This is a genomic window from Streptomyces sp. NPDC004838 (assembly GCF_053600955.1).
In genome coordinates this window covers 175272-199811 of record NZ_JBSGAW010000009.1, presented here as the reverse complement: position 1 = coordinate 199811, position 24540 = coordinate 175272, and the positions used below count along the sequence as shown (strand labels likewise).

The following is a 24540-nucleotide window of genomic DNA, read 5'->3' as shown; positions in this document are numbered from 1 at the left end:
AAGGGTGGCCTTCCCTGGGTCGCTCATATGTTGGACGTCAAATTGAGACGATTCGATGCCCTGTTTTGTCATGATTTGACCGTCAGCGTGTATTCCTGGTGCGATGTCTCTCGCTCGGACTTTGGTTGTAGGTCTCGGCCCCGGTTCGGCTTCCTCCCGGCTTCGCGTGCAGGGGGAATCGTCTTGCGGGCGACTGTGGCTCGACTCGATATCTGACAGAGTGTCGGTTGATTATGAGTTGAGGTAGGTCAGCACAGCCAGGACGCGCCGGTGATCCCCGTCACTCGGAGAGAGCCCGAGCTTCAGGAAGATGTTGCTCACATGCTTCTCGACCGCGCCGTCGCTCACCACCAGCTGCTTGGCGATCGCGGAGTTCGTCCGCCCCTCCGCCATCAGACCGAGGACCTCGCGCTCGCGTGGAGTGAGACTCGCCAGAACATGCTGCTTGCGGCTGCGCCCCAGCAGCTGGGCCACCACCTCGGGGTCCAGCGCCGTGCCCCCCTGCGCCACCCGCACCACGGCGTCCACGAACTCGCGCACCTCCGCGACCCGGTCCTTGAGGAGATAGCCCACCCCCCGGCTGCTGCCCGCCAGCAGCTCCGTGGCGTACTGCTCCTCCACGTACTGCGAGAGGACCAGGACCCCTATGCCGGGATGCTCCTTGCGCAGCCGCACCGCGGCCCGTACGCCCTCGTCCGTGTGCGTCGGAGGCATCCGCACATCCGCGACCACCACATCGGGCAGCGACTGCTGTGCCGCCAGCTCCCCGACGGTCTTGACCAGCGCCTCACCGTCGCCCACACCGGCCACGACGTCATGCCCGCGGTCGGTCAGCAGCCGCGTCAGCCCTTCGCGGAGCAGTACCGAATCCTCGGCGATGACCACTCGTACCCTGTTCTCCACCACTGCCCGATTCCCCCATGTCAATCCCGTAGTAGATCCATTTCGGCCTTGCCGGTACAGCATCCCAGCATTCGGATCGGACCGGGACGGCCTGTGGATAACCTTCGTGATCGCGTGGGTATCGCGGGTGTTCTCGGGGCGCGCACGGGGGCGGGCGAGGGGTCACCGGGACGGATTCGCGCCGGTGGAGTGCCGGGGGAACGTGCCGGGGAATCGCCGGGCAGGCGGGGGCGGAGCGCCGGGGGCAGCGCCTTCGGCCGGAGCTGTGCCCGGTGCGTGAGCGGTCGTGTCCTGTCGTGCTGTGCTGGGCGTGCTGGGCCGTCGCGCTGTGGCTTGCCGTGCGCGGACGCCGTCAGCCGCGCCAGGGAAGCTCGGCCGTCACCGTCGTCGGGCCGCCGACGGGCGAGTCGATCGCCAGAATGCCGTCCACGGCGTCCAGCCGCTCCGTCAGCCCCGCGAGCCCACTGCCCGATGTGACCCCCGCGCCGCCCCTGCCGTCATCCGTGACCTGCAGCATCAGCCGGTTGTCCGACTGCCACACATCCACCGACGCCTTGCGCGCCTGCGCGTGCTTGCTGACGTTCTGGAGGAGTTCGGAGACGGTGAAGTACGCGATTCCCTCGATGGCGGGAGCGGGCCGGAACGGCAGGTCCACCTCCACCGTCACAGGAACCGTGCAGCGGGAGGCGATGGAGGAGAGGGCGGCGTCGAGTCCGCGGTCGGTGAGGACGGCGGGGTGGATGCCGCGGGCCAGGTCGCGCAGCTCCTGGAGAGCTATCTTCACCTCGCCGTGGGCCTCGTCGACCATCGCGGCCGCCGCGTCCGGGTCCTCCAGCAGCTTCTCCTTCGCCAGACCCAGGTCCATGGCGAGTGCGACGAGGCGGGCCTGTGCGCCGTCGTGGAGATCCCGTTCGATCCGGCGCAGGTCGGCGGCGGCGGTGTCGACGACGACCCCGCGGTCCGACTCCAGCTCGACGACCCGGGTGGCGAGGGTGGACGGCCCGAGGAGTCCGGTGACCATCACCCGGTCCACATAGGCGAAGCCCCTGATCAGCCAGGCGGTCAGCAGAACCAGCCCCAGACCGGCCGCGGACGTGATCGCGATCTCGAAGGGGGTGTCGAGGTAGAAGCCGTTCCCCGCGCCGTCGCCGTAGATCTGGATGCCGGGAGTGTCTCCGTACTTCGGGAGGACCCACTTCCACAGCGGGTAGAGGAGCATGCTCCAGCCCGCGGCCCAGAGGCTGAGAGTGATCGTGAAGGCGGTCACCGCCCACGGGAAGTGGATCAGCGCGTAGAGCAGATGCCGCCAGGACGAACCGCTCTTGAGCACCCCGCCCACCCAGGACATCACCCCGTTCGTGCGGGCGCGCACCGGCTCGGGGTCGTCCACGTCGACGTGGAGCAGGGCACGGGCCCGGCTCCGCTCCAACGAGCCGAAGGCGCGGCAGCCCGCGAGTCCGGCGGCCAGGACCGGGATGCCCACAAAGGTGATCAGCAGCCCCGCACTCAGCGAGATGGCGGTGATGGCGAAGGAGAAGAGGATCACGCTGACCGGCAGGCTCAGCATCAGGTACCAGAACTCGCGCCAGGTGCGGCGCTCGAACGGAGCGCGCAGGGCGGCGGGGACCATGAGGTCCCGGCGCTCGTGCCGGTGCGGTCGCTCGGGTCGGTAGTCCGTGGCCATCGGCGTCGTCCGTTCTGCGCTGCGGGCTGTCATGTCACCAGAATGCGGGCGACCGGGGCCCGTACACCATGAGGGCCGTTACCGTCTTCGACCGGGGGTTTTCCCCACCATGGGGCGGTGGTCCGGGGTACCCGCGGCCGAAGGCCGGCCCGTATTGCCGCCCCGATCGAGCCCGTCTCCGGAGCGGCCGTTCCGTACGAGCGCGGGGTCTGGGGGCTCGCGGGTGCGCGGCTCCGGAGTGCGGCTCCCGGGGCGGCCGGATCCGTACGGCACGGCAGCGAGCGCGGCAGCCCGCGCGGGAGCGAGCCCGGCGGCGCGCGCGGGAGTGAGCCCGACGCGCCGACGTACCCGTACCCCGTCGCGTACGCCTATGGATCATCTGGTCAGCGCGCCCCCCGACCGCTCCGCCCCGCGATCGCGCCCCTGCCGTGGGTGTTGCCGCCGCCCGCCCGGTCACGCCACGGCACCTCCACCGTGACGGTGGTCGGCCCGCCGACCGGCGAATCCAGGACGAACAGCCCGTCGACCGCCCCCAGCCGCTCGGCGAGCCCGGCCATTCCCGTACCGCCGTCCAGCCTCGCGCCGCCGTCCCCGTCGTCGGTGACCTGAAGCAGCAAGCGGTCATCTCTGCGCCACACATCCACGGAGGCGCTCTTCGCCCGCGCGTGTTTGCTGACGTTCTGGAGGAGTTCGGAGACGGTGAAGTACGCGATTCCCTCGATCGCCTCCGCGGGCCGTTCCGGCAGTTCGACGGAGACCGTCACCGGGGCCGTGCAGCGGGAGGCGATGGAGGAGAGGGCGGCGTCGAGTCCGCGGTCGGTGAGGACGGCGGGGTGGATGCCGCGGGCCAGGTCGCGCAGCTCCTGCAGGGCGAGCTTGACTTCGCCGTGGGCCTCGTCGACCATCGCGGCCGCCGCGTCCGGGTCCTCCAGGAGCTTCTCCTTCGCCAGGCCGAGGTCCATGGCGAGTGCGACGAGGCGGGCCTGTGCGCCGTCGTGGAGATCCCGTTCGATCCGTCGCAGGTCGGCGGCGGCGGTGTCGACGACGACCCCGCGGTCCGACTCCAGCTCGGCGATCCGCTGTTCCAGATCGTCGGAGGGCGAGAGAAGCCCGCGCACCATGGCGCGGTCGGCGTTCGACAGCCCGCGCGCGATGAAGGGAAGGACGGGCCACAGAGCGAACAGACTGACCAGCGTCACACTGAAGGTCACCACGCCCCACGGCAGCCGGATGAAGCAGTACAGCACCGTCCGCCAGCCCACCGGATCCTTCAGGCTCGTCCACAGCCAGGGGAAGAGCCCGTTCTCTCGCCGCGCTCTACGGAGCGGGCTCGGCTCCTCGACCCGCACCCCGAGCAGGCCCCGGGCGCGCCACCGCTCCGCCCGGCCGATCAGACGCGCCCCGGCCAGCGCCAACGCGAGAAGCGGCAGACCGACGACCGTCACCGACAGCCCCGCGCCCGTGGAGATCGTGAACGCCACGTAAACAAATCCGAGCACCGCCATCGGCAGATTGCCCAGGAGATGCGCGATCTCCTTCCAGGTGTGTCCGCCCAAGGCGAACCCCACCGGCGGCGGCCTGTCGGCGCGGGGATCGCCGGAAACCCCGGCGAAGGCGTCCTCGACGGACCCACGGACGGCTGGGCGGTCGGTCTTGCTGACGGTCATACCCGCCAGCCTGCCCGGCCGGACCGCCGTGCGCCATGGGGCTACACGGTGGCGCCGGGTAGGGATATCCCTACCCTGGGCATGACGCGACTGCTTACGGTCCCTTTAGCAGGGCCTAGACTCCCGTGCGTACAGAACACAGGTTCTGCCGAGTTCTGCGAGGTCGACAAGGCCGGAAGGCCACGACGTCGACAAGGTCAGCGACGTCCACCACGTCGACGACGCCAACGAAGTTGTCACACAGGTCAGGGAGCGAGGGACGGACGTGCAGGAACCGACCGTGGCCGTGCTCGCGGCGGACTATTTCGCAAGCTACTCGGTCGTCGGGCTGCTAGCGCTGATCGGCGTGCTCTTCGTCGCCGTGGCCTTCGGCGCGGGACGGCTGCTGCGGCCCCTGGTGCCCACGCCCGAGAAGCTGATGACCTACGAATGCGGTGTGGACCCCGTGGGCGAGGGCTGGGCGCACACCCAGGTCCGCTACTACGTCTACGCGTTTCTGTATGTGATCTTCGCCGTCGATTCGATCTTCCTCTTCCCGTGGGCCACGGTCTTCGCCGCCGCGGGCTACGGCGCGACGACGCTCGTGGAGATGTTCATCTTCCTCGGCTTCCTGGCCGTGGGACTGCTCTACGCATGGAAGAAGGGCGTCCTGGCATGGACGTGACCCCGTCCCCGACCCCGGCCGCCCCGGATGGAAACCCGGAGCCGCTGCCGGAGCCGCAGCGGCTGGGGGTTCTCTCCCGGCTGGCCCCCGAGCCGATGAAGGTGGTCCTCAACTGGGGTCGCCGCTACAGCCTCTGGGTCTTCAACTTCGGGCTCGCCTGCTGCGCCATCGAGTTCATCGCCGCGTCCATGGCACGCCACGACTTCATCCGGCTCGGCGTGATCCCGTTCGCGCCCGGCCCGCGCCAGGCGGACCTGATGGTCGTCTCGGGCACGGTGACCGACAAGATGGCCCCCGCGGTCAAGCGGCTGTACGAGCAGATGCCCGAGCCGAAGTACGTCATCTCCTTCGGGGCCTGCTCCAACTGCGGCGGCCCCTACTGGGACTCGTACTCCGTCACCAAGGGCGTGGACCAGATCATTCCCGTCGACGTGTACGTGCCCGGCTGCCCGCCGCGTCCCGAGGCGCTGCTCCAGGGGATCCTCAAACTCCAGGAGAAGATCGCGCGGGAATCGCTCGGCGAACGCTACGGGACCGGCCGGGCCTCCGCCGCCGCGCTGCGCAGCGGGCTGGTCACCCCGCCGCCGACTCCGGCCGCCGGTGGTGAGAAGTGACCGCGTACGACCGCCTACCGGACTCCGTCACCGAGATCTTCGGGCCGGACGCCACCGCCGAACTCGCCTACGACCTTCTCACGGTCGACGTCCCGGCCGACTCCTGGATCGCGTCATTGGAGACGGCCCGGTCCGGGCTGGGGTGCACCTACTTCGACTGGCTGAGCGCGGTCGACGAGCCGGGCACCGGCTTCCGAGTCTGCGCCCATGTCGTCTCGCTGCCGTCGGGGGGCGAGGGCCGGGTACGCCGACTGCTGCTGCGTACGACGGTTCCGCACGACGCTCCCGTACTGCCGTCCGCCGTGACGGTCTACGCCGGCGCGGACTGGCACGAACGGGAGACGCACGAGATGTTCGGCGTCACCTTCACCGGTCATCCGCATCTCGTTCCGCTGCTTCTGCCCGAGAGCTTCGAGGGACATCCGCTGCGCAAGGACTTCGTCCTGGCGGCGCGGGTCGCCAAGGCGTGGCCGGGCGCGAAGGAGCCGGGGGAGTCCGAGCACGGCGGCCCCAAACGCCGCCAGATGCTCCCTCCCGGTGTCCCCGACCCCAACGAGTGGGGCCCTCTCAAGGGGCAGCTTCCTCCGGCCCCGGCCCGGCCGGCCCGTACCCCCAGGGCAGCGGGTGCCGCCGGAGCGACGGCCGAACGCCCGGCCCGCCGCACGCGCAGCGCGGCCGGAGGTTCCGCGAGCCAGCAGACGGGTGGTGCGACTCCGCCGCGCCGCACGCGCAGCGCGGCCCAGGGTTCGGCGAGCCAGCAGCAGGTTCCGCCGGACGTCTCGGTTCCGCCGGGTGCCCCGTCCGCTCCGTCGGCTGGGGAGGGTTCCGCGGCCCCGGACGACACCGCTGGTACCGCTCGTACCGGTGGTCCGCGCCGTTCTCGTGGCGAGGGCGAGGACTCCGCCGGTCAGGGGGCGGGGACTGCCCCGCCGCGCGGCAGCCGTAGGGAGGGCTCGGAATCGGAATCGGAATCGGGTTCGAGCGGCTCGGGCTCAGGTTCGGGCTCGGCGAGTCGGCGTCCGGCCTCACCGCTCTCGGACACGGAGGCCGAACCGCCCGAGACCGCTCCGGACACTCCGGCGGCTCCGGCGCGTACCCGGAGCGCGGACGCCCCATGGCACCATGCCCGGCCGGCCTTCGACGACCGGACGGATGCCACGGGTACGACAGGTGCCACGGGTGCGGCCGCGGACTCGGACCGGACCACGGAGGACTCGGACCGGACCACGGACTCGGGCGAGCCGAAGGGCACGTCGGAGGTGTCGGGCGAGCCTGCCACCGGCCCGGCCCCCGCATCCGACGTAGGCCAGGCCGCCGAATCCGAATCCCCATCCGGGCCCGCCCCCGCACAGGAACCGGCACAGGAACCGGCCCCGGCCGCCGGGCCCGAACCCGGGACACCCTCGACCCACCGGCCCGACAGGACCAGGTCGACAGAGGGCCCAGGGCCTGACGACACCGATGACACCAACGATACCGATGGCACCAACGGCACAACTGACGACACCAAGGGAGGCGACCCCGCGTGAACGACGCTCTCGACGTCGCCTTCCGGCTGCTCGTCGTCTTCGCCGTGTTCCTCGTCTTCCCGCTGGTCATCGGGCAGACCGAGCACAAGGTCATGGCTCATATGCAGGGCCGGCTGGGCCCCATGTACGCGGGCGGCTTCCACGGCTGGGCCCAGCTCGTCGCCGACGGTGTGAAGTTCGCGCAGAAGGAGGACGTGGTTCCGGCCGGCGCCGATCGCCGCATCTTCCAGCTCGCGCCCGCGGTCGCCCTTCTTCCGTATCTCCTCGTCCTGGTCGCGATCCCGATCGGACCGAGCGAGGGCGCGGTCGGCCAGGTCGTCGACGCGGGGATCTTCTTCGTGCTGGCGATCATGGGCGTCGGCGTTCTCGGCTCGCTCATGGCGGGCTGGGCGTCGGCCAACAAGTTCTCCCTTCTGGGCGGGCTGCGGACTGCCGCGCAGTTGCTGGCGTACGAGCTGCCGATGCTGCTGGCCGCCGCCTCGGTCGCCATGGCCGCCGGCACGGTCTCGCTGCCCGGCATCCTGAACGCCTTCGAGTGGTGGTGGCTGCCCTGGCAGATCGTGGGCGCCATCGTCTTCTTCGTGGCGGGGCTCGCCGAGCTTCAGCGCCCACCCTTCGATATGCCGGTCGCCGACTCCGAGATCATCTTCGGTGCCTACACCGAGTACACCGGGCTGCGTTTCGCGCTGTTCCTGCTCGCCGAGTACGCGGGCATCGTCGTCCTGTGCGGCCTCACCACGGTCCTCTTCCTGGGCGGCTGGCACGGACCTCTGGGCGCGGACGGCCTGGGCTGGGTCTGGACCCTGCTCAAGGCGGCCGTGCTCGCCTTCATCGTCATCTGGGTGCGCGTGAGCTATCCCCGGATGCGCGAGGACCAGTTGCAGAAACTCGCCTGGACCACCCTCATCCCGCTCGCCCTCGCCCAGATCGCCCTCACGGGCGTCGTGAAGGTGATGATCTAGTGCCTCCGATCCCCGGCTCCGGCCTGGCCAAGGGCCTCGCCGTCACCTTGCGCACGATGACCAGGAAGACCGTCACCGCCCAGTACCCCGACGCCCAGCCGGAGCTGCCGCCCCGCACCCGCGGTGTGATCGGCCTGTTCGAGGAGAACTGCACGGTCTGCATGCTCTGCGCCCGTGAGTGCCCCGACTGGTGCATCTACATCGACTCCCACAAGGAGACGATCCCGGCCGTCGCCCCCGGCGGCCGGGAGCGGAGCCGCAATGTCCTCGACCGGTTCGCGATCGACTTCGCGCTCTGCATGTACTGCGGTATCTGCATCGAGGTCTGTCCTTTCGACGCGCTGTTCTGGTCCCCGGAGTTCGAGTACGCGGAGACGGACATCCGTGAACTCACCCACGAGCGCGACAGACTCCGTGAGTGGATGTGGACGGTCCCCGCCCCGCCCGCCCTCGAACCGGCCGCCGAGGAGCCGAAGGAGATCGCCGCGGCGCGGAAGGCCGCCGAGAAGCTCGCCGCCGCCCAGGCGGCCGCGGCCCCCGCCCCGGACGCCTCGCCCCCGGACAGCCCGAACCCCGACGGCCCGGCCCCGGCCGACCCGAGCCACGGCGGCCCGGCCTCCGGCAGTCCGGAGCCCGGCGACCCGAACCCAGGCGACCCGAAGCCCGGCGCCCCCGCCCCGGACAGCCGCCCCGGTCCCGCGACCCCGCCCGACGGCGAAGGAGGTCCGGCATGACGCTCGCCGCCACCGCCCAGGGCTTCCTCTCCCCGACCGGCGTCGAAATAGCATTCCTCCTCGTCGGCCTGGTCACCCTCGGCGCGGCCGTCATGACGGTCACCACCAAACAGCTGGTGCACGCCGCCCTCTGGCTGGTGGTGGCCCTCGGCGGCCTCGCCGTCGAGTACCTGCTGCTGACGGCCGAGTTCATCGCCTGGGTACAGGTCCTGATCTACGTCGGTTCCGTGGTCGTCCTCCTCCTCTTCGGGCTGATGCTCACCAAGGCCCCCATCGGCCGCTCCCCGGACGCCGACTCGGGCAACCGCCCGGTCGCGCTCGCCGTGGCCGTCACCGCCGCGACCGCTCTGGTCTGGGTGGTCGTCGACGCGTTCCGCACCACCTGGATCAACCTCGACGGACCCGCCCAGGGCTCCACCGAGATGACCGGCGAGATCCTCTTCCGGCACTGGGTGCTGCCCTTCGAGGCGCTCTCCGTCCTGCTGCTCGCCGCCCTGGTCGGCGCGATCGTCCTGTCCCGCAAGCGCGCCGACACCACCGGCACGGATCCCGAGCCGGGCCCCGAGGGGGAGAGCTGATGCACCTCGCCTATCCCGCCGTGCTCGCCGTCCTCCTCTTCTGCGTCGGCGTCTACGGCGTACTCGCCCGCCGCAACGCGATCCTGGTCCTGATGTCCGTCGAGCTGATGCTCAACGCCGTCAACCTCAACCTCGTCGCCTTCGACGTCTGGCTCCGCGACACCCTCCACTCCGGCCAGGCGCTCACCCTGTTCACCATCGCCATCGCGGCCGCCGAAATCGGCATCGGCCTGGCGATCGTGCTGATGGTCTACCGCAATCGCGGAACCTCGGACGTCGACCGGCTCCGTGACACCGCCGAGAGCCACGACGGCGACCCCACCGGATCCGCCTCCACATCCGCGGAATCCGCCGCCCCCGACGCGACCTCCCCGGCGGCGCAGAAGGCCGAGGCCACCGCGTGACCACCACGACCCTCGCCGTCCTCGTACCCCTCCTTCCGTTCCTGGGCGCGGTCGCCGGACTCCTCCTCGGCCGCACGGCACCCGGCTTCGTACGCCCGCTGGCCGTCCTGCCGACCCTGGCCTCGGCCGCCCTCGCCGTCGTCGTCGCCGTGCGCCAGGGCGGAGACGACGCGATCGAAGCCTCCACCCAGCTCACCCCGACCGGTTCGGTCCCCATCGACCTCGCCCTCTACCTCGACGGCTTCGCGGTACTCGTCGCAGTCCTGGTCGGCGTCGTCGCGTCGTGCGTGCAGATCTACTCGACCGCCTATCTGCGCGACGACCCGCGCTACCCCTCGTACGCCGCTCTCGTCTCCCTCTTCACCTCGGCGATGCTGCTCGTCGTCTACTCCTGCGACCTGATCGTGCTCCTGGTCGGCTGGGAGATCATGGGCATCTGCTCGTACTTCCTCGTCGGCCACTACTGGGAGACGCCCGAGGCCCGCGCGGCCTCCCTCAAGGCGTTCCTCGTCACCAAACTCGGAGACGTCCCCTTCCTGATCGGTCTGTTCGCCCTCGCCACGGACGCGGGCACCTTCCGGATCACCGGGATCCTCGGCTCCGTCGCGGCGGGCGGGATCGACCACCCCACCCTGGTGGCGCTGCTGCTCCTCGCGGGCGTGGCGGGCAAGTCTGCGCAGTTCCCGCTGCACACCTGGCTGCCCGACGCGATGGCGGGCCCCACCCCCGTCTCCGCGCTGATCCACGCCGCCACGATGGTCGCCGCCGGCATCTACTTCGTGGCCCGGCTCCTCCCTCTCTTCGCCGCCTCCGCGGCAGCACTCACCGTCCTCGCCGTGATGGCCGCCGTGACGATGGTCGGCTCGGGCCTCGCCGCCCTCGCCCAGGACGACATCAAGCGGGTCCTCGCCTACTCGACCATCGGCCAGCTCGGCTATATGGCCGGCGCCCTGGCGGTCGGTGACCGCGGGGCCGCCGTGTTCCACCTCCTCTCGCACGGCGCGTTCAAGGCGCTGCTCTTCCTCGCCGCCGGCGTGATCATCCACGCCGCCGGCACCAATTCACTGGCCGCCATGTCCCGGATGGGCGGCCTGGCCAAGCGGGTCCCCGACGCCTACTGGACGATGAGCGTCGCCCTGTTCGCGCTCGCCGCCATTCCCCCCTTCGCCGGCTTCTTCTCCAAGGAAGCCGTCCTCGTCGCCGCGGAGCACACCGCACTCGGCGAGTCCGCCGTCGCACCGGGTGCCGCGGGCTGGACCGTGCTGATCGCGGGCCTCCTGGCGGCCCTCCTCACCGCCGCGTACGCCACCCGCCTCTGGCTCCTCGCCTTCCGGGGCCGCGGAGCCGAGGCTCCGGACCACGGCCGTGAGCCCATCCCCATGACCGCCGTCCTCTGGCTGCTCGCCATCCCCTCCCTCGGGTTCGGTGTGACCTACGGCTACTTCGAGGGCTGGTTCGACGGCCACAGCCTCGCCCCCACGGTGACCACGGCCGTCCTCGGCACAGGCGTCGCCGTCGCCGGAGGGGTGATCACCTACGCCGCCTGGGCGTCGCTCCGCGCCCGCCGCGAAGTCCCCGTGCCCCACCCGGCGATCAGCACCGCCGCCCACCCGGAGGCCGCACCGTCGGCCACCGAAGCCGAGGCGATCACCACCCACACCCCGCTCTACGGCAGCATCGCCGCAGCCCCCGACCCGGCCGATCCCGGCCGCCTCCTCCTCGGCCCGCTGCACAGCCACGCGGCCGTCGGCTTCCACCTCGACGCCGTCTACCACGTCCTCTTCGTCCGCCCCGTACAGGCCGGCGCCGAACTGGTCCGCTTCCTCGACCGCGAAGTCGTCGACACCTACGTACGCGGTGCCGGAACGGGCAGCAACGGTCTCGGCCGACTCGTCCGCCGCGCCCAGACCGGCAACGTGCAGACCTACGTCAGCGCGCTGCTGGCGGGCACCGTCGTCCTGGCGATCGCCGCCGTCGTCCTGTCCAACGTCAACGCGGGATCGTGAGCCGTGATCGATATCAGCGAGTCCGTGATGCAGTTCCTTCTCGCGTTCATCGTCGTCGGCCCACTCATCGGGGCCGTGGCCGCGCTGCTCCCCGCCCCGCCCGGACTGCGCGGCAAGAACCCCGACCAGGCGGTCCTCCGCCATGGTGTGACCGTCACCGGAGCGGTCCTCGCCGCCGCGATCGCCCTGGCCATCGGCTTCGACCACGACCAGCCGTCGAAGATGCAGGCCAGCACGGACATCAGCTGGATTCCCGCACTCGACGTGCGGATCCACCTCGGCGTCGACGGCATTTCCCTCCCCCTTCTGGTCCTGAGCGCGCTGCTGACCTTCCTGTGCGCGCTGTACAGCTACTACAAGCCACCCGCGGGGCCCTCCCCGAAGGCTTTCGTCGCCCTGCTGCTCATGCTCGAATCGGGAACCCTCGCGACCTTCGCGGTCCTCGACCTGCTGCTCTTCTTCCTCGCGTTCGAGATGGTGCTCATCCCGATGTACTTCCTCATCGCCCGCTGGGGCGGAGAGGCCAGGCAGCCCGCGGCCTGGAAATTCATCCTCTACACCCTGCTCGGCTCCGTCGTCATGCTCCTCGGCCTGCTGCTGATCGGGCTGAAGAGCGGCACCTTCGACATGGTGGCACTCGCCACTGACAACGGCCGGGGACTGACCGCGTCCACGCAGGTCATCGCCGTTTTGGCGATCGGTCTCGGCCTCGCGGTGAAGACGCCGATGTGGCCCCTGCACAGCTGGCTGCCGGACGCCCACACCGCGGCGCCGACCGTCGGCTCCGTGCTCCTGGCGGGCGTACTGCTCAAGATGGGTACGTACGGGTTCGTCCGTATCGTTCTGCCCATCGCGCCCGACGGCATGCGGACCTTCGCGCCCTACCTCGCCGCCTTCGCCGTCGTCGGCATCATCTACGGATCCCTCGCCTGTCTGGCCCTCGCCAGACAGGGCGCGAGCGGCGACCTCAAGCGCCTGATCGCGTACTCCTCCGTCGGTCACATGGGCTTCGTTCTCCTCGGCATCGCGACGATGACCCCCACCGGCGTGAACGGCGCGCTGTTCGCCAACATCGCCCACGGACTCATCACCGGCCTGCTGTTCTTCCTCGTCGGAGCCGTGAAGGACCGGTACGGCACCGCCGACCTCGACACGCTCGCAGGAGCCACCGGCGCGGCGCTCTACGGCCGCGCGCCCCGCCTCGGCGGCCTCCTCGCGTTCGCCGCCGTCGCCTCCCTCGGCCTGCCCGGACTCGCCGGATTCTGGGGCGAGATGCTCGCGCTGTTCGGGGCGTTCGACCCCGCGGACGGCCTCAACCGCCCCGCCTTCCTCACCTTCATGGCGATCGGCGGATTCGGCACCCTGCTCACCGCCGCGTATCTCCTGATCGTCGTGCGCCGCGTCTGCATGGGCGTACCGGACCTGGCCGGGCATGAGACGAAACCGTTCGCCGACGTCCAGAGGTACGAGTTCGCCGCCTGGACCCCGCTTGTCGCCCTGACCGTCCTCGCCGGTCTCTGGCCCGCGGTCCTCCTCGGCCTGACCGATCCGGCCGTGCAGAAGCTCCTCGCAGGAGGCAAGTCGTGATCACGGCCATCGCCGGCGCCGCCGGGTTCGCCACCGCCACCGCCCCTGGCGGAGCCGCCGTGGCCTCGGGCGAAAACGTCGCTTCCGGCGTCGCCACCGCTTCCGGTGTCACCAGCCTCGTCCAGTCCGTCGACTGGGTCACGATCGCGCCGCCGACCATCACGGCGGCATGCGCCCTGATCATCCTGGTCGCCGACCTCTTCGTACCGGAGAAGCGCAAGAAACTGCTGGGCATCGGGGCGATCATCGGACTGGCGGCCGCGCTCGCCGCCCTCGTGCCGCTGAGCGCAGGCGACCGGAAGACGTTCTGTCTCACCACCGACCCCGGCACATGCAGCTACACCGCGGACCACTTCGCGGTCGCCGTCCAGCTCCTCGTGCTCGGCGGCGCGTTGCTCACCGCGCTGCTCTCGCTCCCGGAGACCCGCCGGAGACTCCCCGCGGGGGAATTCTGGTTCCTGCTGCTCTCGGCCGCCGCCGGTGCCGCCCTGCTGCCGGCCTCACGGGACCTCGCCACCCTCGTCGTCGCCCTTGAAGTCGCCTCGCTGCCCGCCTTCGCGCTCGTCGGCCTCCGGCGCGGCGACCGGCTCTCCAGCGAGGCCGCCCTGAAGTTCTTCCTCTCCTCGGTCACCGCGACAGCCGTGACCCTCCTCGGCGTCAGTTTCGTGTACGCCTCCACAGGCACGCTCCACCTCACACGGATCGCCGCCGAACTCGACAGCGTCCCCGGCCAACTCGGCACCCTCGCGAAGACCGGCGTCGCGCTGACCCTCATCGGCTTCGCCTTCAAGACGGCGGCCGTTCCGTTCCACTTCTGGGTCCCCGACACCTATGTGGGCGCTCCCCTGCCCATCGCCGCCTTCCTCTCCGTCGTCGGAAAGGCCGTCGGCTTCTCCGGCCTCGTCCTGGTCACCGTCATCGCGTTCCCCGGTTACGCGAACGTCTGGGGCCCCGCGATCGCCGTTCTCGCCGCCCTCACCATGACGGCGGGCAACGTCGCGGCCCTACGCCAGTCGTCCACGCGCGCGTGGAGCGCGGTACGCCTGCTGGCCTGGTCATCCGTCGCCCAGGCGGGCTACATCCTGGTGCCGATCGCCGCGGCCGCCTACTCCAGCGACGACCAGATCGGCTCGACCGTCGCGTACGCCCTCATGTACGCCGTGGTGAACCTCGGCGCGTTCGCCGTGGCCGCGCTCGTCGCCCGTACCCAGCCGCTGAACCGCCTCTCCGACTACCGGGGCCTCTACGCCACCCGCCCGCTCGCCGCCCTCACCATGGGCTTCTTCCTGCTCTGCCTGGCCGGTCTACCGCCGGGCATCATCGGCCTCTTCGCCAAGGTGACCGTCTTCTCCTCCGCCGTCGACGCGGGTCTCGGCTGGCTCGCCGTCGTCATGGGCGTCAACGTGGTGATCGCCCTCTGCTACTACCTGCGGTGGACGGCGATCCTCTTCCTCGCACCCGAAGGCGCGGCGGACGGCACCCCCGAGGCGACACCCCGCCCCCGGACCCCGATCACCTCCGCCCTGGCCGCTCCCACCCCGGTCGTCGCGGCCATCACCCTGACCGCCGTCGCGGGCGTCGTCCTGTCCGGCTATCCCCAGTTGGTACTGCGTTTCGCCGCGACCAGTCTGTTCTGACCATCACCCGAACGGCTCAGCCCAAGCCCCGCGGCACCAGGGAACTTGCCCCCTTCGCCTGGCGTTGACCAGTACAGAAGGGTCCACTGGAGAGTGGAGACCACCACGTAAAGGGTTCCCCTGCCGCACCACTTGGAGGGCGTACCGTGCACCGCCGGCACAACGGGCTGAAAACCGCTGTACTCCTCGGGGGCCTGTCCGCGCTCATCCTCGTCATCGGCAGCTTCTTCGGCCGTACGGGACTGATCGTCGCGCTCGTCGTGGCGATCGGGACGAACGCGTACGCCTACTGGAACAGCGACAAGCTGGCGCTGCGTGCCATGCGCGCCCGCCCCGTGAGCGAATTCGAGGCCCCCGGGCTGTACCGCATGGTCCGTGAACTCTCGACGGCCGCGCGGCAGCCCATGCCCCGCCTCTACATCTCCCCGACCCAGGCGCCCAACGCGTTCGCCACCGGCCGCAACCCTCGCAACGCCGCGGTGTGCTGCACGGAGGGAATCCTCCGCATCCTCGACGAGCGGGAACTGCGGGGCGTCATCGGCCATGAACTGAGCCATGTCTACAACCGCGACATCCTCATCTCGTCGGTCGCCGGAGCCCTCGCCTCCGTGGTGATGTTCCTGGTGAACTTCGCCTGGCTGATCCCCGTCGGCCGCTCCGACGACGACGGCCCCGGCCTCCTCGGGATGCTGCTGATCATGATCCTCGGACCGGTGGCAGCCTCCATCATCCAGCTCGCCGTCAGCCGCTCCCGCGAGTACGAGGCCGATGCCTCGGGCGCCCAGCTCACCGGCGACCCCCTGGCGCTCGCGAGTGCCCTGCGCAAGCTCGACGCCGGTACGAAACAACTGCCACTGCCCTCCGAGCCCCGGCTGGAGACCGCGAGCCACATGATGATCGCGAACCCCTTCAGGCCCGGCAGAGGACTCTCCCGGATGTTCTCCACCCACCCGCCGATGGCGGAACGCATTGCCCGACTCGAACAGATGGCAGGTCGACGTCCATGAAGACAATCCTGAACATCGTCTGGCTCATCCTCTGCGGCTTCTGGATGTTCCTGGGCTACATACTCGCCGGCGTGCTGCTCTGTATCACCATCATCGGCATCCCCTTCGGGCTGGCCGCCTTCCGTATCGGCGTCTACGCCCTCTGGCCCTTCGGATACACCGTGGTCGACCGCCATGACGCGGGCGCGCCGTCGTGCGTCGGGAACGTGCTCTGGCTGCTCCTCGCCGGCTGGTGGCTGGCTCTCGGCCATATCGTCACCGGTATCGCCCTGTGCATCACCATCATCGGCATTCCGCTGGGCATCGCGAACTTCAAGCTGATCCCGGTCTCCCTGCTGCCTCTCGGCAAGCAGATCGTCCCTACGGATCAGCAGTTCGCCACCCGCTGACGCCGAGTACGCGCCGAGGGGCGGCTGCCGGCCGCGATGGCCGAGTCGCGCAGGCTGGGTTCGGGTGCCGTCGGTCTGCTGACGCTGGGAGGCATACGGAGTGACGGGCGGTCGGCCGGGGACTGGCCCCTGGCCGATGTCCGCGTCACGGCCGTACGCCCCGCGCGCACAACCATTCCCTCGTGGACCTCGTGGACCTCGTGGACGGGGACGGGGACCCGACGACCACGATCAGGCCGACCAGCCGACGAAACCACCGCTCTCGCCGGGGTTCCTCCTCACGCGCGACTGGACCCGGAAGGAGAACTTGGGCCGGCACCACGCACCCCACGGCCCGCGGTCCGCCGTCGTCCAGGCCACCTTGGATGCGGCCGCACCGGCGTCCTTCACTCGAACGGGTGTACCTCTCGATGGCTCGGAACTCGGAGTCCAAGCCGAGGCGTTGGACAGCGTGTAGTACAGCAGCACTCCGAATGACGAGAAGCCGATCGCCCGCGCCCACCCGCGGTCGCCACCACCGCGATGACCACCCCCACCGCGAGCCCTGCGTGGTGCGCGGCACCCGAAAGCACGGATACCCGACGGCGAGCCCGCCCAGCACATGGCCGTTCCCGGCCATCGCCGATCCCGTCCGCGAGACGCCGAGAACCAGAAGGGAGCAACGACCCGGGCCCGATCACCACCGCGTCCACGACACCGAGCGACCGCCTCAGCGGCCCGGTCGTGAGCCGCGCCCTATTGACCGGCCGCAACCACAGTCCGTCCACCCGACGTCTACCGAGTGACAGCGTTTGAAAGGCAGGTTCACGGCATGAGCGTCATCAGCTGGATCGTCCTCGGGCTGCTCGCCGGAGGAATCGCCAAGATCCTGCTGCCAGGGCGTGACCCCGGCGGTCTGATCGGCACCACACTCATAGGTGTCACCGGCGCGTTCCTCGGCGGTTGGATCTCGGCTCGCTTCCTCGACAGGCCGGTCACCAAGGACTTCTACGACGGAGCGACCTGGGCGGCGGCGATAGGCGGCTCGCTTGTGCTGCTGATCGCCTACCGGCTCCTGTTCGGCCATTCCCGGTCCCGGTGACGCCGCCTGGCCGGGCCTTCCGGTGACACCGTCTGCCGGCCCGGCCGTGCCACCGGACCCCGGTCTCGGACGCCGCTGCCACGACCCCACGCACCGTCCGCCCGTCCGCTAGCGCCACGCCCTGTCCGCCGCCGCGCCCACCGCCGCCCGGTTCGGCGAGACGCACTGGTCGTCTGGGGCTATCGCATTAAGGTCAGCCCGGCAGCCCTGTCTCCCGCAGGGTGATGTTCAGCCGTCCGCTGCTCATCCCCGTCGCCGGGTCCGCCGTGCCCGGATACACCTTGGGCACCCCGTGGTAAGCGAAGCGCGCGGGGCCGCCGAAGACGAACAGGTCCCCGGACACCAACTCCACATCGGTGTAGGGGCGCCCCCGCGTCTCGGCGTTGCCGAACCGGAAGACACAGGTGTCGCCGATGCTCAGCGACACCACAGGTGCACCGGACCGCTCCTCCTTGTCCTGGTGCATCCCCATCCGAGCGGCTCCGTCATAGAAGTTGATCAGTGCGGTGTCCGGGGTGTACCCCGCCGCTGACCCGACCGCCGCCGTCCCCCGGACAGGCCCGCCCGCCACCCCGCCGTCGTCGCCGTACGCAGCCACCAGCGCCTCACGGCCCAACTCCACCAGCCAGTCCGGGAAGTCGGTGACCCGGGCGCCGTTCACGTCATCCGCGGTGCGGCTGTATCGGTAAGGCTGCCAGTGCCAGCCCAGACACATCGTCTGCACGGACATCACACCGCCGCTCGGCAGCACGGTGTGCCGAAGGGGCACCGGGCCGCGGGCCCAGCGGCGGCAGGCGTCGACCAGTTCCCGCTGGCGCTCCACCGTCAGCCACGCCGGTATGTGCACCGCGCCCGGGGTGATCACCGTCGGCTCTCTGGGGAAGAGGGCCTCGCCGTTCATGAGCTCCGTGCCCCCGCTGGACCCAGTAGCCGGGCGAGCGCGGTGCCGCCGCCTCCCGCAGCGGACTCCGCACCGGCGAGCGGCACTCCGTCCGGCGCGTTGCCGATGGTCGTGCGGTCGGCCATGGCGGTCATCCTCTGTTCCCCTTCTCGCAGCGTGCGTCACTGCTCACGCCTACGAGTCTGCGCCGACGAGCGCCATCCCGACTGGGAGTCCGAAGGCCCTGCCGGGCAGGGAGTAGAGGCCGTCCGCCCGATCCGTGACGAGATCGAATCCCGCTTCCGCGCCCCGCTGGCCGGGCTGATCGCCTGACGGCGCGCCCCGTCCGGGTCGGGCGACAGTCCCGCACTCCGAGGACCCGCACGCAAAGGCCGCGCGAAGGCGCGGAACCGGCGCGACCACGCGAAGCCGCCGGCGACGCTCTACACATACGGGCACCTGTGGCGGAACGACGAGGACACAACGCGGGGCGGCCGTCGAGACGCTCCCCGTCGATGTGCGCCCCCGTTGTGCCCTGTTCGCTCAGCCCGGCAACGCCCGCGCGGATCGGCCCAGCCGGTCAGCGGTAGTTCACGTACTGCAGGGCGAAGTCGAAGTCCTGCCCCTTCAACAGCGCCTGTACGGCCTGAAGATCGTCCCTGCTCTTCGAGCTGACCCGCAGCTCGTCGCCCTGGACCTGAGCCTTCACGCCCTTGGGGCCCTCGTCGCGGATGATCTTCGCGACCTTCTTGGCGTTCTCCTGGGAGATGCCCTCTTCGATCGACGCGAAGATCTTGTACTCCTTGCCGGAGAGCTGAGGCTCACCCGCGTCCAGCGCCTTCAGCGAGATCCCCCGCTTGACCAGCTTGGACTGGAACACATCGAGGATCGCGGAGACCCGCTCCTCGGAGTTCGCCTGCATCAGGATCTTCTCGCCGGACCAGGCGATCGACGCCCCGACGTTCTTGAAGTCGTAGCGCTGGGAGATCTCCTTCGCGGCCTGGTTGAGGGCGTTGTCGACCTCCTGCCGCTCGACCTTCGAGACGATGTCGAAACTGGAGTCGGCCATGTCCTGTGGCTCCTTGAATCGGGTGCGGGAAGAACGGCCGGAGTCCCCGAACCGTTCCGACAAGCCTAGCCATCCACACAGGCCCCGAGCACGGGTCAATCCAGTGGCGGAGCACCCCTGGGCATCGGGTATCGTTTACGACGTCGTCACGGAGCACCGCCCGAACAGCGGTCCTTCCCGAAGCGGTATCCCATGGCGGTGTGCCCGAGTGGCCAATGGGAGCGGACTGTAAATCCGTCGGCTTAGCCTACCCAGGTTCGAATCCTGGCGCCGCCACGCGATAAAAGTAGCCCCCGAACTGCGATTGCGCAGCTCGGGGGCTATTTCGCGTGCCGCCGCCGCTGGAGGGTGATTGGAGGGCGATTCGCCTTCTCCACGGCTGCCCGCCGCCGCAGGCAGGCCCGGCACCTCTCCGTTGGAAGGCGCCTCCCCGTTGGAAGGGCTGTGCCGGGCGCTGCCGTGGGTCCGCTCAGGCCGGGGTGTCCGCCAGCCGGAAAGAAAGCTCGATCTGCCACTTGTCCATGTCCGGCTCCACGCGCGGATCGGTCAGATACGACTCCAGGCGGCAGGCCCAGCGCTCGGTGCCGTCGATCTCCTTCATGTCCCAGGTCAGCCCTTCACGGTCCGCCCACTCTCGGAGAGCCGTGATCGAGTCGAACAGCTTGTCGGGGTGGCCGAGGTGGACGGCCGTGACGTAACGGCCGGCCGGGAGGGTGCCGATCTGGATGTCGCCCTCGGGGGTGGGGAGAGAGGCGATGGGGATGCCCGCCTCGACCTCCGACTCGGCCGTCATGTCAATGGTGTTGAAGCGGAAGAAGGGGGCTCCGGCGAATTCGACTCCGTGGCCGCTCAGCCAGCCGATGAGTTCGCCGAGGCGGTCGGCGATCACACCGAAGGCGTCCATACGGACGGAGCCGCGGATGAAGGCGTACGGCTGTTCCTGGCGGTCCACGACCGCGGGAGTGATCTCAGGCATGTCGTTCCTCATGACAGAGGGGACCGGGGGCGTGCCGCAGAATCATCGCTCCGGCGGCGAACAGAACCACAGACCTCCTGGGCTCAGCCTTCGGCGGCGTCCCGGACCTCCGCCGTCACCGGGTCGGAGCCGCTGATCAGCTCCAGCGTCAGCCCGGACGTGCCCGGAGTCTCGATCAACGCGGCCAGCACCGCGGCCACATCGTCCCTCGGCACCGAACCACGGCCTGTCGACGGCCTGAGCCGTACGAGACCGGAGCCCGCGTCGTTCGTCAGCATGCCCGGCCGCAGGATCGTCCAGTCGAGGCGAGGCCGGGACCGTACGGCGTCGTCGGCCGCGCCCTTCGCCCGCAGATACGCGTCGAACTGGCTCTCACCCGCGTGCTGGGCGTTCGCACCCATCGAGGACACGACGATGTACCGGCGCACCCCGGCCCGTTCGGCCGCGTCGGCGAAGAGGACGGCGGCACCGCGGTCCACCGTGTCCTTGCGGGCGATGCCGCTGCCCGGCCCCGCGCCCGCCGCGAAGACCGCGGCGTCGGCGTGCCGCAGCACCGCGGTGACCTCTTCGACCGTGGCCGACTCCAGGTCCAGGACCACGGGCTCGGCGCCCGCGTCGCGCAGGTCGGAGCTCTGTCCGGGGCTGCGGATGATGCCCGTCACCTCGTGTCCGCCCGCCGTGAGCAGCCGCTCCAGACGGAGTGCGATCTGACCGTGTCCTCCAGCGATGACAATGCGCATGCCTACGACAGTACGTTCCCGCACCTGACCGTGCCCGGTCGGCGACAGCGCGCAACCACCGGAACCAGAGGGACACCGGGCGAAAGGGGCGACGCCGGGGATACACCGGGAAATGCCGGGGAACATCCGGAAGCACCGCGGAGTGCAGAGTCCTCGGAGTACAGAGTCCTCGGACAGAATTCCGGGGAACCCGGGAAAGCAGTGCCCCAGACTCGTCGGACACCCCCGTCAGGGGCGTCCCTGGCGGGGGAGTTCCAGCGCCACCGCCCCCGCCGTGTCGCAGTACTCCCGTACCGCGCTCGTCCGCGCCACCACACGCCCCCGGTGGATGACGATCCTGCTGTACGCGAGTGACAACACCCCCGAGATCCGCTCGCCGCGCACCGCCAGCAGCTCCGCCGGAAACCCGGCCTCCACCCGAACCTCCGGCAGCCCCATCGCCTCCCGCGCGTACGCCGCCACCGCCTCGTACGCCTCCCGCGCCCGCAGGCCGCCCTGCGAGGCGAGCAGATAGGCGGCCTCCAGCGGATCGCCGCGCCCCACCGGATTCGATGCGTCCCTGAGCGCGCCGGACCCGGCCGCGACCCGTACCCCCGCCGTGCGCAGCATCCCTACGGGAGCGCCGCCGCGCTGCTCCACGGCCCCGCAGCCGCCCTGCGGGAGGCAGACCACCGTGACACCGGCAGCGGCGAGCCGGTCCGCCGTCCGGGCGGCGATCTCGTGCGGCAGCCGGGTGAGCCCCGCGCACGGCCCGATCACCACGCCCGGCCGCAGCCCGGCGGCCATCGCGGCCAGCCGGGAGAGCCGTGCGGGATCGTCGCCGTGGATGTGCAGATCGACCGGGCAGCCGTGTTCGAGCGCGACCTCCAGCACGGCCTCGACGAAACCGGCCGGATCGGGGTCGGCGTCCGGGCAGCCGCCCACCACGCCCGCGCCCATCTTCATCGCGTCCCGCAGCATCGCCAGACCGTCCGCGCCCGCCACACCCGTCAGCAGCCGCGGTACGGCGACGGCCGTCAGTTCGGTCAGCCCGCGCAGCGACCGCCGCGCCTGCAGCACGGCCTCCAGCGGGGCGAGGCCGTGGACGTCCCCGATCCGCACATGCGACCGCAGCGCCGTCGCGCCGTGCCCGAGCTGGAGCAGCGCGGCCTCGGTGGCCCGCAGCTGGACGTCCTCCAGCGCGTACGAGACGGGGCCGGGGGAGTCCGCGGTGAGGGCGGTGTCGCCGTGGCCGTGCGGTTCGGCCGGCGCGGGCAGCAGCAGATAGCCGGTCAGATCCAGGCGCGCGGAGTGCGGGGCGAGACTGCCCGCCGTGCCGACCGCTTCGATACGCCCGCCGCTGAGCCGCACGTCGACGGTACGGCCGTCCGCCAGCCGGGCGCCGCAGAGCAGCAGCGCGGTGGTGCCGGTGGCACCGTCGGGTGGCTGAGGCAGGCTGTCGGGCATCGTGCTCCTGGGGATCCCGCTCCTGTCGGGGCGGTCGGGCTGTGGCCGCGCGCGACCAGGGGGAAGATCACGCAGCGTGAGTCGAGCCTAGGGGCGCTCGGCGCGGGCATCGAGGAGGAGCGGAATAGTCGTACCGGTGTGGTCATCGGTGGTGTACGGGGGCGGGCCCGGTCCGTACGAGCCGTGCACGGGGATGGCGGACCGGCGGCTGGAGGCGGGTGCCCGGAGGCGGGGCCGATGCCGGACAGGGCCCCACGAAACGGATTTGGGCGAACGGCGACCGACCGTGTAATGTCTTCATCGCTCGCCCCAATAGCTCAGTCGGTAGAGCGTCTCCATGGTAAGGAGAAGGTCTACGGTTCGATTCCGTATTGGGGCTCTGATGTCGGAGATCCTCGCCTCCGGGCGAGGGGACCCGGTATCACAGCGGTGTAGCTCAGTCGGTAGAGCAAGCGGCTCATAATCGCTGTGTCACCGGTTCAAGTCCGGTCACCGCTACACACAGTAGCCGATTGCGGGGTCGGTCCTCCGATCGGCTACTCTTTTATGCGTTTGTCGTTTTGATCGCCCATCCGTCCGTCCAAGGAGCACTCACGTGGCTGCCACAGACGTCCGCCCGAAGATCACGCTGGCCTGCGTGGAGTGCAAGGAGCGGAACTACATCACCAAGAAGAACCGGCGTAACAACCCGGATCGTCTCGAACTGAAGAAGCACTGCCCGCGCTGCAAGGCGCACACGGCGCACCGCGAAACGCGCTGATCCAGGCTCGTACACGAGGCCGCCCCCGAGTCGGGGGCGGCCTCGTGTCGTTTGCACGCTGATCCGGTCCGCGATCAGAAGCCGCGGATGTTCGGAAGGCCCAGAGAGCGCAGAAGCCCGGAAGTCCGGAAGCGTAGAACCCCGGAGGCGCAGAAGTCCGGAAGCTCTGCGGCCGGAAAGCCCGAGAAAGCCCGATACGTCAGGTCCTGTCAGGAGGGAGCCCGTTCATGGCGCTCGACCAGTCCTTCGTGGGGCGGAGTTATCCGCCCACCTCTCCCTACGAGGTCGGCCGGGAGAAGATCCGTGAGTTCGCCGAGGCGGTGGGGGACGCCAATCCCGCGTACACCGATCAGGAGGCCGCGAAGGCGCTCGGCCACCCCGATGTGATCGCCCCGCCGACCTTCGCCTTCGCTATCACCTACCGGGCCGCGGGTGTGGTCGTTCAGGACCCGCTGCTGGGACTGGACTACGACCGGGTGGTCCACCGCGAGCAGCGGTTCGCGTACACGAGGCCCGTACGGGCGGGGGACCGGCTCGCGGTCGTCTCCACCATCGAGAGCATCAAATCCCTCGCGGGCAACGACATCCTGGAGATCCGGGGTGAGGTGCGTGACGAGACCGGTGAGCATGTGGTGACCGCGTGGACCAAGCTGGTGGCGCGCGCCGCCGAGGAGGCGTGAGCGTGATGACGGCGAAGATCTCTTACGCGGACGTCGAGGTCGGCACCGAGCTGCCGGCCCGCGGCTTCCCCGTGACGCGAGCCACGCTGGTGCAGTACGCGGGCGCCTCCGGGGACTTCAACCCGATCCACTGGAACGAGAGGTTCGCCGTCGAGGTCGGGCTTCCCGATGTGATCGCGCACGGCATGTTCACCATGGCGGAGGCGGTCCGTGTGGTGACGGACTGGGTCGGGGACCCCGGCGCCGTGGTCGAGTACGGCGTCCGCTTCACCAAGCCCGTCGTCGTGCCGAATGACGAGAAGGGCGCGCTGATCGAGGTCAGCGGCAAGGTCGCGGCCCTGCTCGACGACAACCGCGTGCGCGTCGATCTGACGGCCGTCAGCGAGGGCGAGAAGGTGCTGGGGATGGCCCGCGCCGTCGTACGGCTCGCCTGAGCCGCACGACGACGCGCCGTCCGGCGACACGTGTTCGGGCGACGCGCCGTCCGTGACGCGCCGTCCGGTGGGCGCGCACTCAGGTGGGTACGGTCCGTGGCCGCGCCGG

26 protein-coding genes and 3 tRNA genes are annotated in these 24540 nt (G+C 70.3%); 20 read left to right on the top strand and 9 right to left on the bottom strand.

The genetic code is table 11. The features are described from left to right. Positions 1-231: 231 nt before the first annotated feature. From ACWEFL_RS13410 to ACWEFL_RS13400, 3 genes are all read right to left on the bottom strand, one after another. Entirely contained in the window at positions 232-903 is a 672-nt protein-coding gene (locus ACWEFL_RS13410) for a LuxR C-terminal-related transcriptional regulator (protein ID WP_451711212.1), read from the bottom strand. 352 nt (positions 904-1255) lie between these two features. After that, entirely contained in the window at positions 1256-2587 is a 1332-nt protein-coding gene (locus ACWEFL_RS13405; RefSeq protein WP_451711210.1) for a sensor histidine kinase, read from the bottom strand. 383 nt (positions 2588-2970) lie between these two features. Beyond that, positions 2971-4254 carry a sensor histidine kinase gene (locus ACWEFL_RS13400; RefSeq protein ID WP_451711133.1) on the bottom strand — a complete coding sequence of 428 codons (1284 nt, stop codon included), beginning with the start codon at positions 4252-4254 and terminating at the stop codon, positions 2971-2973. A 265-nt stretch (positions 4255-4519) separates the two neighbouring features. Between ACWEFL_RS13400 and ACWEFL_RS13395 the strand changes: the two genes are divergently transcribed. From ACWEFL_RS13395 to ACWEFL_RS13335, 13 genes are all read left to right on the top strand, one after another. Continuing rightward, positions 4520-4918, top strand: a complete 399-nt coding sequence (locus tag ACWEFL_RS13395; protein ID WP_451711132.1) for an NADH-quinone oxidoreductase subunit A — start codon at positions 4520-4522, stop codon at positions 4916-4918. Continuing rightward, positions 4909-5532 carry an NADH-quinone oxidoreductase subunit B gene (locus ACWEFL_RS13390; protein ID WP_451711130.1) on the top strand — a complete coding sequence of 208 codons (624 nt, stop codon included), beginning with the start codon at positions 4909-4911 and terminating at the stop codon, positions 5530-5532. Before ACWEFL_RS13395 ends, ACWEFL_RS13390 begins: the two co-directional genes overlap by 10 nt. Then, positions 5529-7061: an NADH-quinone oxidoreductase subunit C gene (locus ACWEFL_RS13385; protein ID WP_451711129.1), complete on the top strand. Its 1533-nt coding sequence runs from the start codon at positions 5529-5531 to the stop codon at positions 7059-7061. The genes ACWEFL_RS13390 and ACWEFL_RS13385 overlap by 4 nt, the downstream gene beginning before the upstream one ends. Further along, on the top strand, positions 7058-8023 hold the full coding sequence (locus ACWEFL_RS13380; protein ID WP_451711128.1) for a complex I subunit 1/NuoH family protein: 966 nt from the start codon (positions 7058-7060) through the stop codon (positions 8021-8023). Before ACWEFL_RS13385 ends, ACWEFL_RS13380 begins: the two co-directional genes overlap by 4 nt. Continuing rightward, positions 8023-8757: a NuoI/complex I 23 kDa subunit family protein gene (locus ACWEFL_RS13375; protein WP_451711126.1), complete on the top strand. Its 735-nt coding sequence runs from the start codon at positions 8023-8025 to the stop codon at positions 8755-8757. The genes ACWEFL_RS13380 and ACWEFL_RS13375 overlap by 1 nt, the downstream gene beginning before the upstream one ends. Further along, positions 8754-9335, top strand: a complete 582-nt coding sequence (locus ACWEFL_RS13370; protein WP_451711125.1) for an NADH-quinone oxidoreductase subunit J family protein — start codon at positions 8754-8756, stop codon at positions 9333-9335. The genes ACWEFL_RS13375 and ACWEFL_RS13370 overlap by 4 nt, the downstream gene beginning before the upstream one ends. After that, positions 9335-9739: an NADH-quinone oxidoreductase subunit NuoK gene (nuoK, locus tag ACWEFL_RS13365; protein ID WP_451711123.1), complete on the top strand. Its 405-nt coding sequence runs from the start codon at positions 9335-9337 to the stop codon at positions 9737-9739. Before ACWEFL_RS13370 ends, nuoK begins: the two co-directional genes overlap by 1 nt. Beyond that, entirely contained in the window at positions 9736-11745 is a 2010-nt protein-coding gene (locus ACWEFL_RS13360; protein ID WP_451711121.1) for an NADH-quinone oxidoreductase subunit 5 family protein, read from the top strand. The genes nuoK and ACWEFL_RS13360 overlap by 4 nt, the downstream gene beginning before the upstream one ends. A gap of 3 nt (positions 11746-11748) precedes the next feature. Next, on the top strand, positions 11749-13332 hold the full coding sequence (locus ACWEFL_RS13355) for a complex I subunit 4 family protein (protein ID WP_451711119.1): 1584 nt from the start codon (positions 11749-11751) through the stop codon (positions 13330-13332). A 59-nt stretch (positions 13333-13391) separates the two neighbouring features. After that, the gene (locus ACWEFL_RS13350) at positions 13392-14969 is read left to right on the top strand and encodes an NADH-quinone oxidoreductase subunit N (RefSeq protein WP_451711208.1); all 1578 of its coding nucleotides are present in this window, start codon (positions 13392-13394) and stop codon (positions 14967-14969) included. A 146-nt stretch (positions 14970-15115) separates the two neighbouring features. Next, the gene (htpX, locus tag ACWEFL_RS13345; protein ID WP_451711117.1) at positions 15116-15976 is read left to right on the top strand and encodes a zinc metalloprotease HtpX; all 861 of its coding nucleotides are present in this window, start codon (positions 15116-15118) and stop codon (positions 15974-15976) included. Next, positions 15973-16365, top strand: coding sequence for a YccF domain-containing protein (locus tag ACWEFL_RS13340; protein ID WP_451711115.1), 393 nt, complete (start codon positions 15973-15975; stop codon positions 16363-16365). Before htpX ends, ACWEFL_RS13340 begins: the two co-directional genes overlap by 4 nt. Positions 16366-17176: 811 nt before the next feature. Next, positions 17177-17446: a GlsB/YeaQ/YmgE family stress response membrane protein gene (locus ACWEFL_RS13335; protein WP_451711113.1), complete on the top strand. Its 270-nt coding sequence runs from the start codon at positions 17177-17179 to the stop codon at positions 17444-17446. 193 nt (positions 17447-17639) lie between these two features. Here ACWEFL_RS13335 and ACWEFL_RS13330 read toward each other — a convergent pair whose 3' ends face one another. Together ACWEFL_RS13330 and ACWEFL_RS13325 are read right to left on the bottom strand one after the other, a co-directional pair. Next, positions 17640-18347 (bottom strand): alpha-ketoglutarate-dependent dioxygenase AlkB family protein, encoded by a 708-nt coding sequence (locus ACWEFL_RS13330; RefSeq protein WP_451711111.1) that lies wholly within the window; start codon positions 18345-18347, stop codon positions 17640-17642. Then, entirely contained in the window at positions 18344-18472 is a 129-nt protein-coding gene (locus tag ACWEFL_RS13325; protein ID WP_451711109.1) for a hypothetical protein, read from the bottom strand. Before ACWEFL_RS13325 ends, ACWEFL_RS13330 begins: the two co-directional genes overlap by 4 nt. A gap of 31 nt (positions 18473-18503) precedes the next feature. On the opposite strand from ACWEFL_RS13325, the gene ACWEFL_RS13320 reads away from it, so the two are divergent. Further along, a complete protein-coding gene (locus ACWEFL_RS13320) occupies positions 18504-18659 on the top strand; it encodes a hypothetical protein (RefSeq protein WP_451711107.1) in 156 nt (51 codons plus the stop codon). Positions 18660-18906: 247 nt separating this feature from the next. Here the strand turns inward: ACWEFL_RS13320 and ACWEFL_RS13315 are convergent, their stop codons facing one another. Continuing rightward, positions 18907-19395 (bottom strand): YajQ family cyclic di-GMP-binding protein, encoded by a 489-nt coding sequence (locus ACWEFL_RS13315; protein ID WP_451711105.1) that lies wholly within the window; start codon positions 19393-19395, stop codon positions 18907-18909. 194 nt (positions 19396-19589) lie between these two features. On the opposite strand from ACWEFL_RS13315, the gene ACWEFL_RS13310 reads away from it, so the two are divergent. Beyond that, positions 19590-19671 (top strand) — tRNA-Tyr (locus ACWEFL_RS13310). Between the two features lie 193 nt (positions 19672-19864). Here ACWEFL_RS13310 and ACWEFL_RS13305 read toward each other — a convergent pair. The 3 genes from ACWEFL_RS13305 to ACWEFL_RS13295 form a co-directional block, all read right to left on the bottom strand. After that, positions 19865-20371, bottom strand: coding sequence for a GyrI-like domain-containing protein (locus tag ACWEFL_RS13305; protein WP_451711103.1), 507 nt, complete (start codon positions 20369-20371; stop codon positions 19865-19867). Positions 20372-20454: 83 nt separating this feature from the next. Then, on the bottom strand, positions 20455-21111 hold the full coding sequence (locus tag ACWEFL_RS13300; protein WP_451711102.1) for an SDR family oxidoreductase: 657 nt from the start codon (positions 21109-21111) through the stop codon (positions 20455-20457). Positions 21112-21339: 228 nt separating this feature from the next. Further along, positions 21340-22557 carry an amidohydrolase family protein gene (locus ACWEFL_RS13295; RefSeq protein ID WP_451711101.1) on the bottom strand — a complete coding sequence of 406 codons (1218 nt, stop codon included), beginning with the start codon at positions 22555-22557 and terminating at the stop codon, positions 21340-21342. 306 nt (positions 22558-22863) lie between these two features. On the opposite strand from ACWEFL_RS13295, the gene ACWEFL_RS13290 reads away from it, so the two are divergent. From ACWEFL_RS13290 to ACWEFL_RS13270, 5 genes are all read left to right on the top strand, one after another. After that, positions 22864-22936, top strand: a tRNA-Thr gene (locus ACWEFL_RS13290). 46 nt (positions 22937-22982) lie between these two features. Continuing rightward, positions 22983-23055 (top strand) — tRNA-Met (locus tag ACWEFL_RS13285). A gap of 97 nt (positions 23056-23152) precedes the next feature. Next, the gene (gene rpmG / locus ACWEFL_RS13280; RefSeq protein ID WP_018385553.1) at positions 23153-23317 is read left to right on the top strand and encodes a 50S ribosomal protein L33; all 165 of its coding nucleotides are present in this window, start codon (positions 23153-23155) and stop codon (positions 23315-23317) included. A 227-nt stretch (positions 23318-23544) separates the two neighbouring features. Next, on the top strand, positions 23545-23997 hold the full coding sequence (locus ACWEFL_RS13275) for an FAS1-like dehydratase domain-containing protein (RefSeq protein ID WP_451711099.1): 453 nt from the start codon (positions 23545-23547) through the stop codon (positions 23995-23997). Positions 23998-24002: 5 nt separating this feature from the next. After that, the gene (locus ACWEFL_RS13270) at positions 24003-24431 is read left to right on the top strand and encodes a MaoC family dehydratase (protein WP_451711207.1); all 429 of its coding nucleotides are present in this window, start codon (positions 24003-24005) and stop codon (positions 24429-24431) included. The last annotated feature ends 109 nt before the right edge of the window (positions 24432-24540 follow it).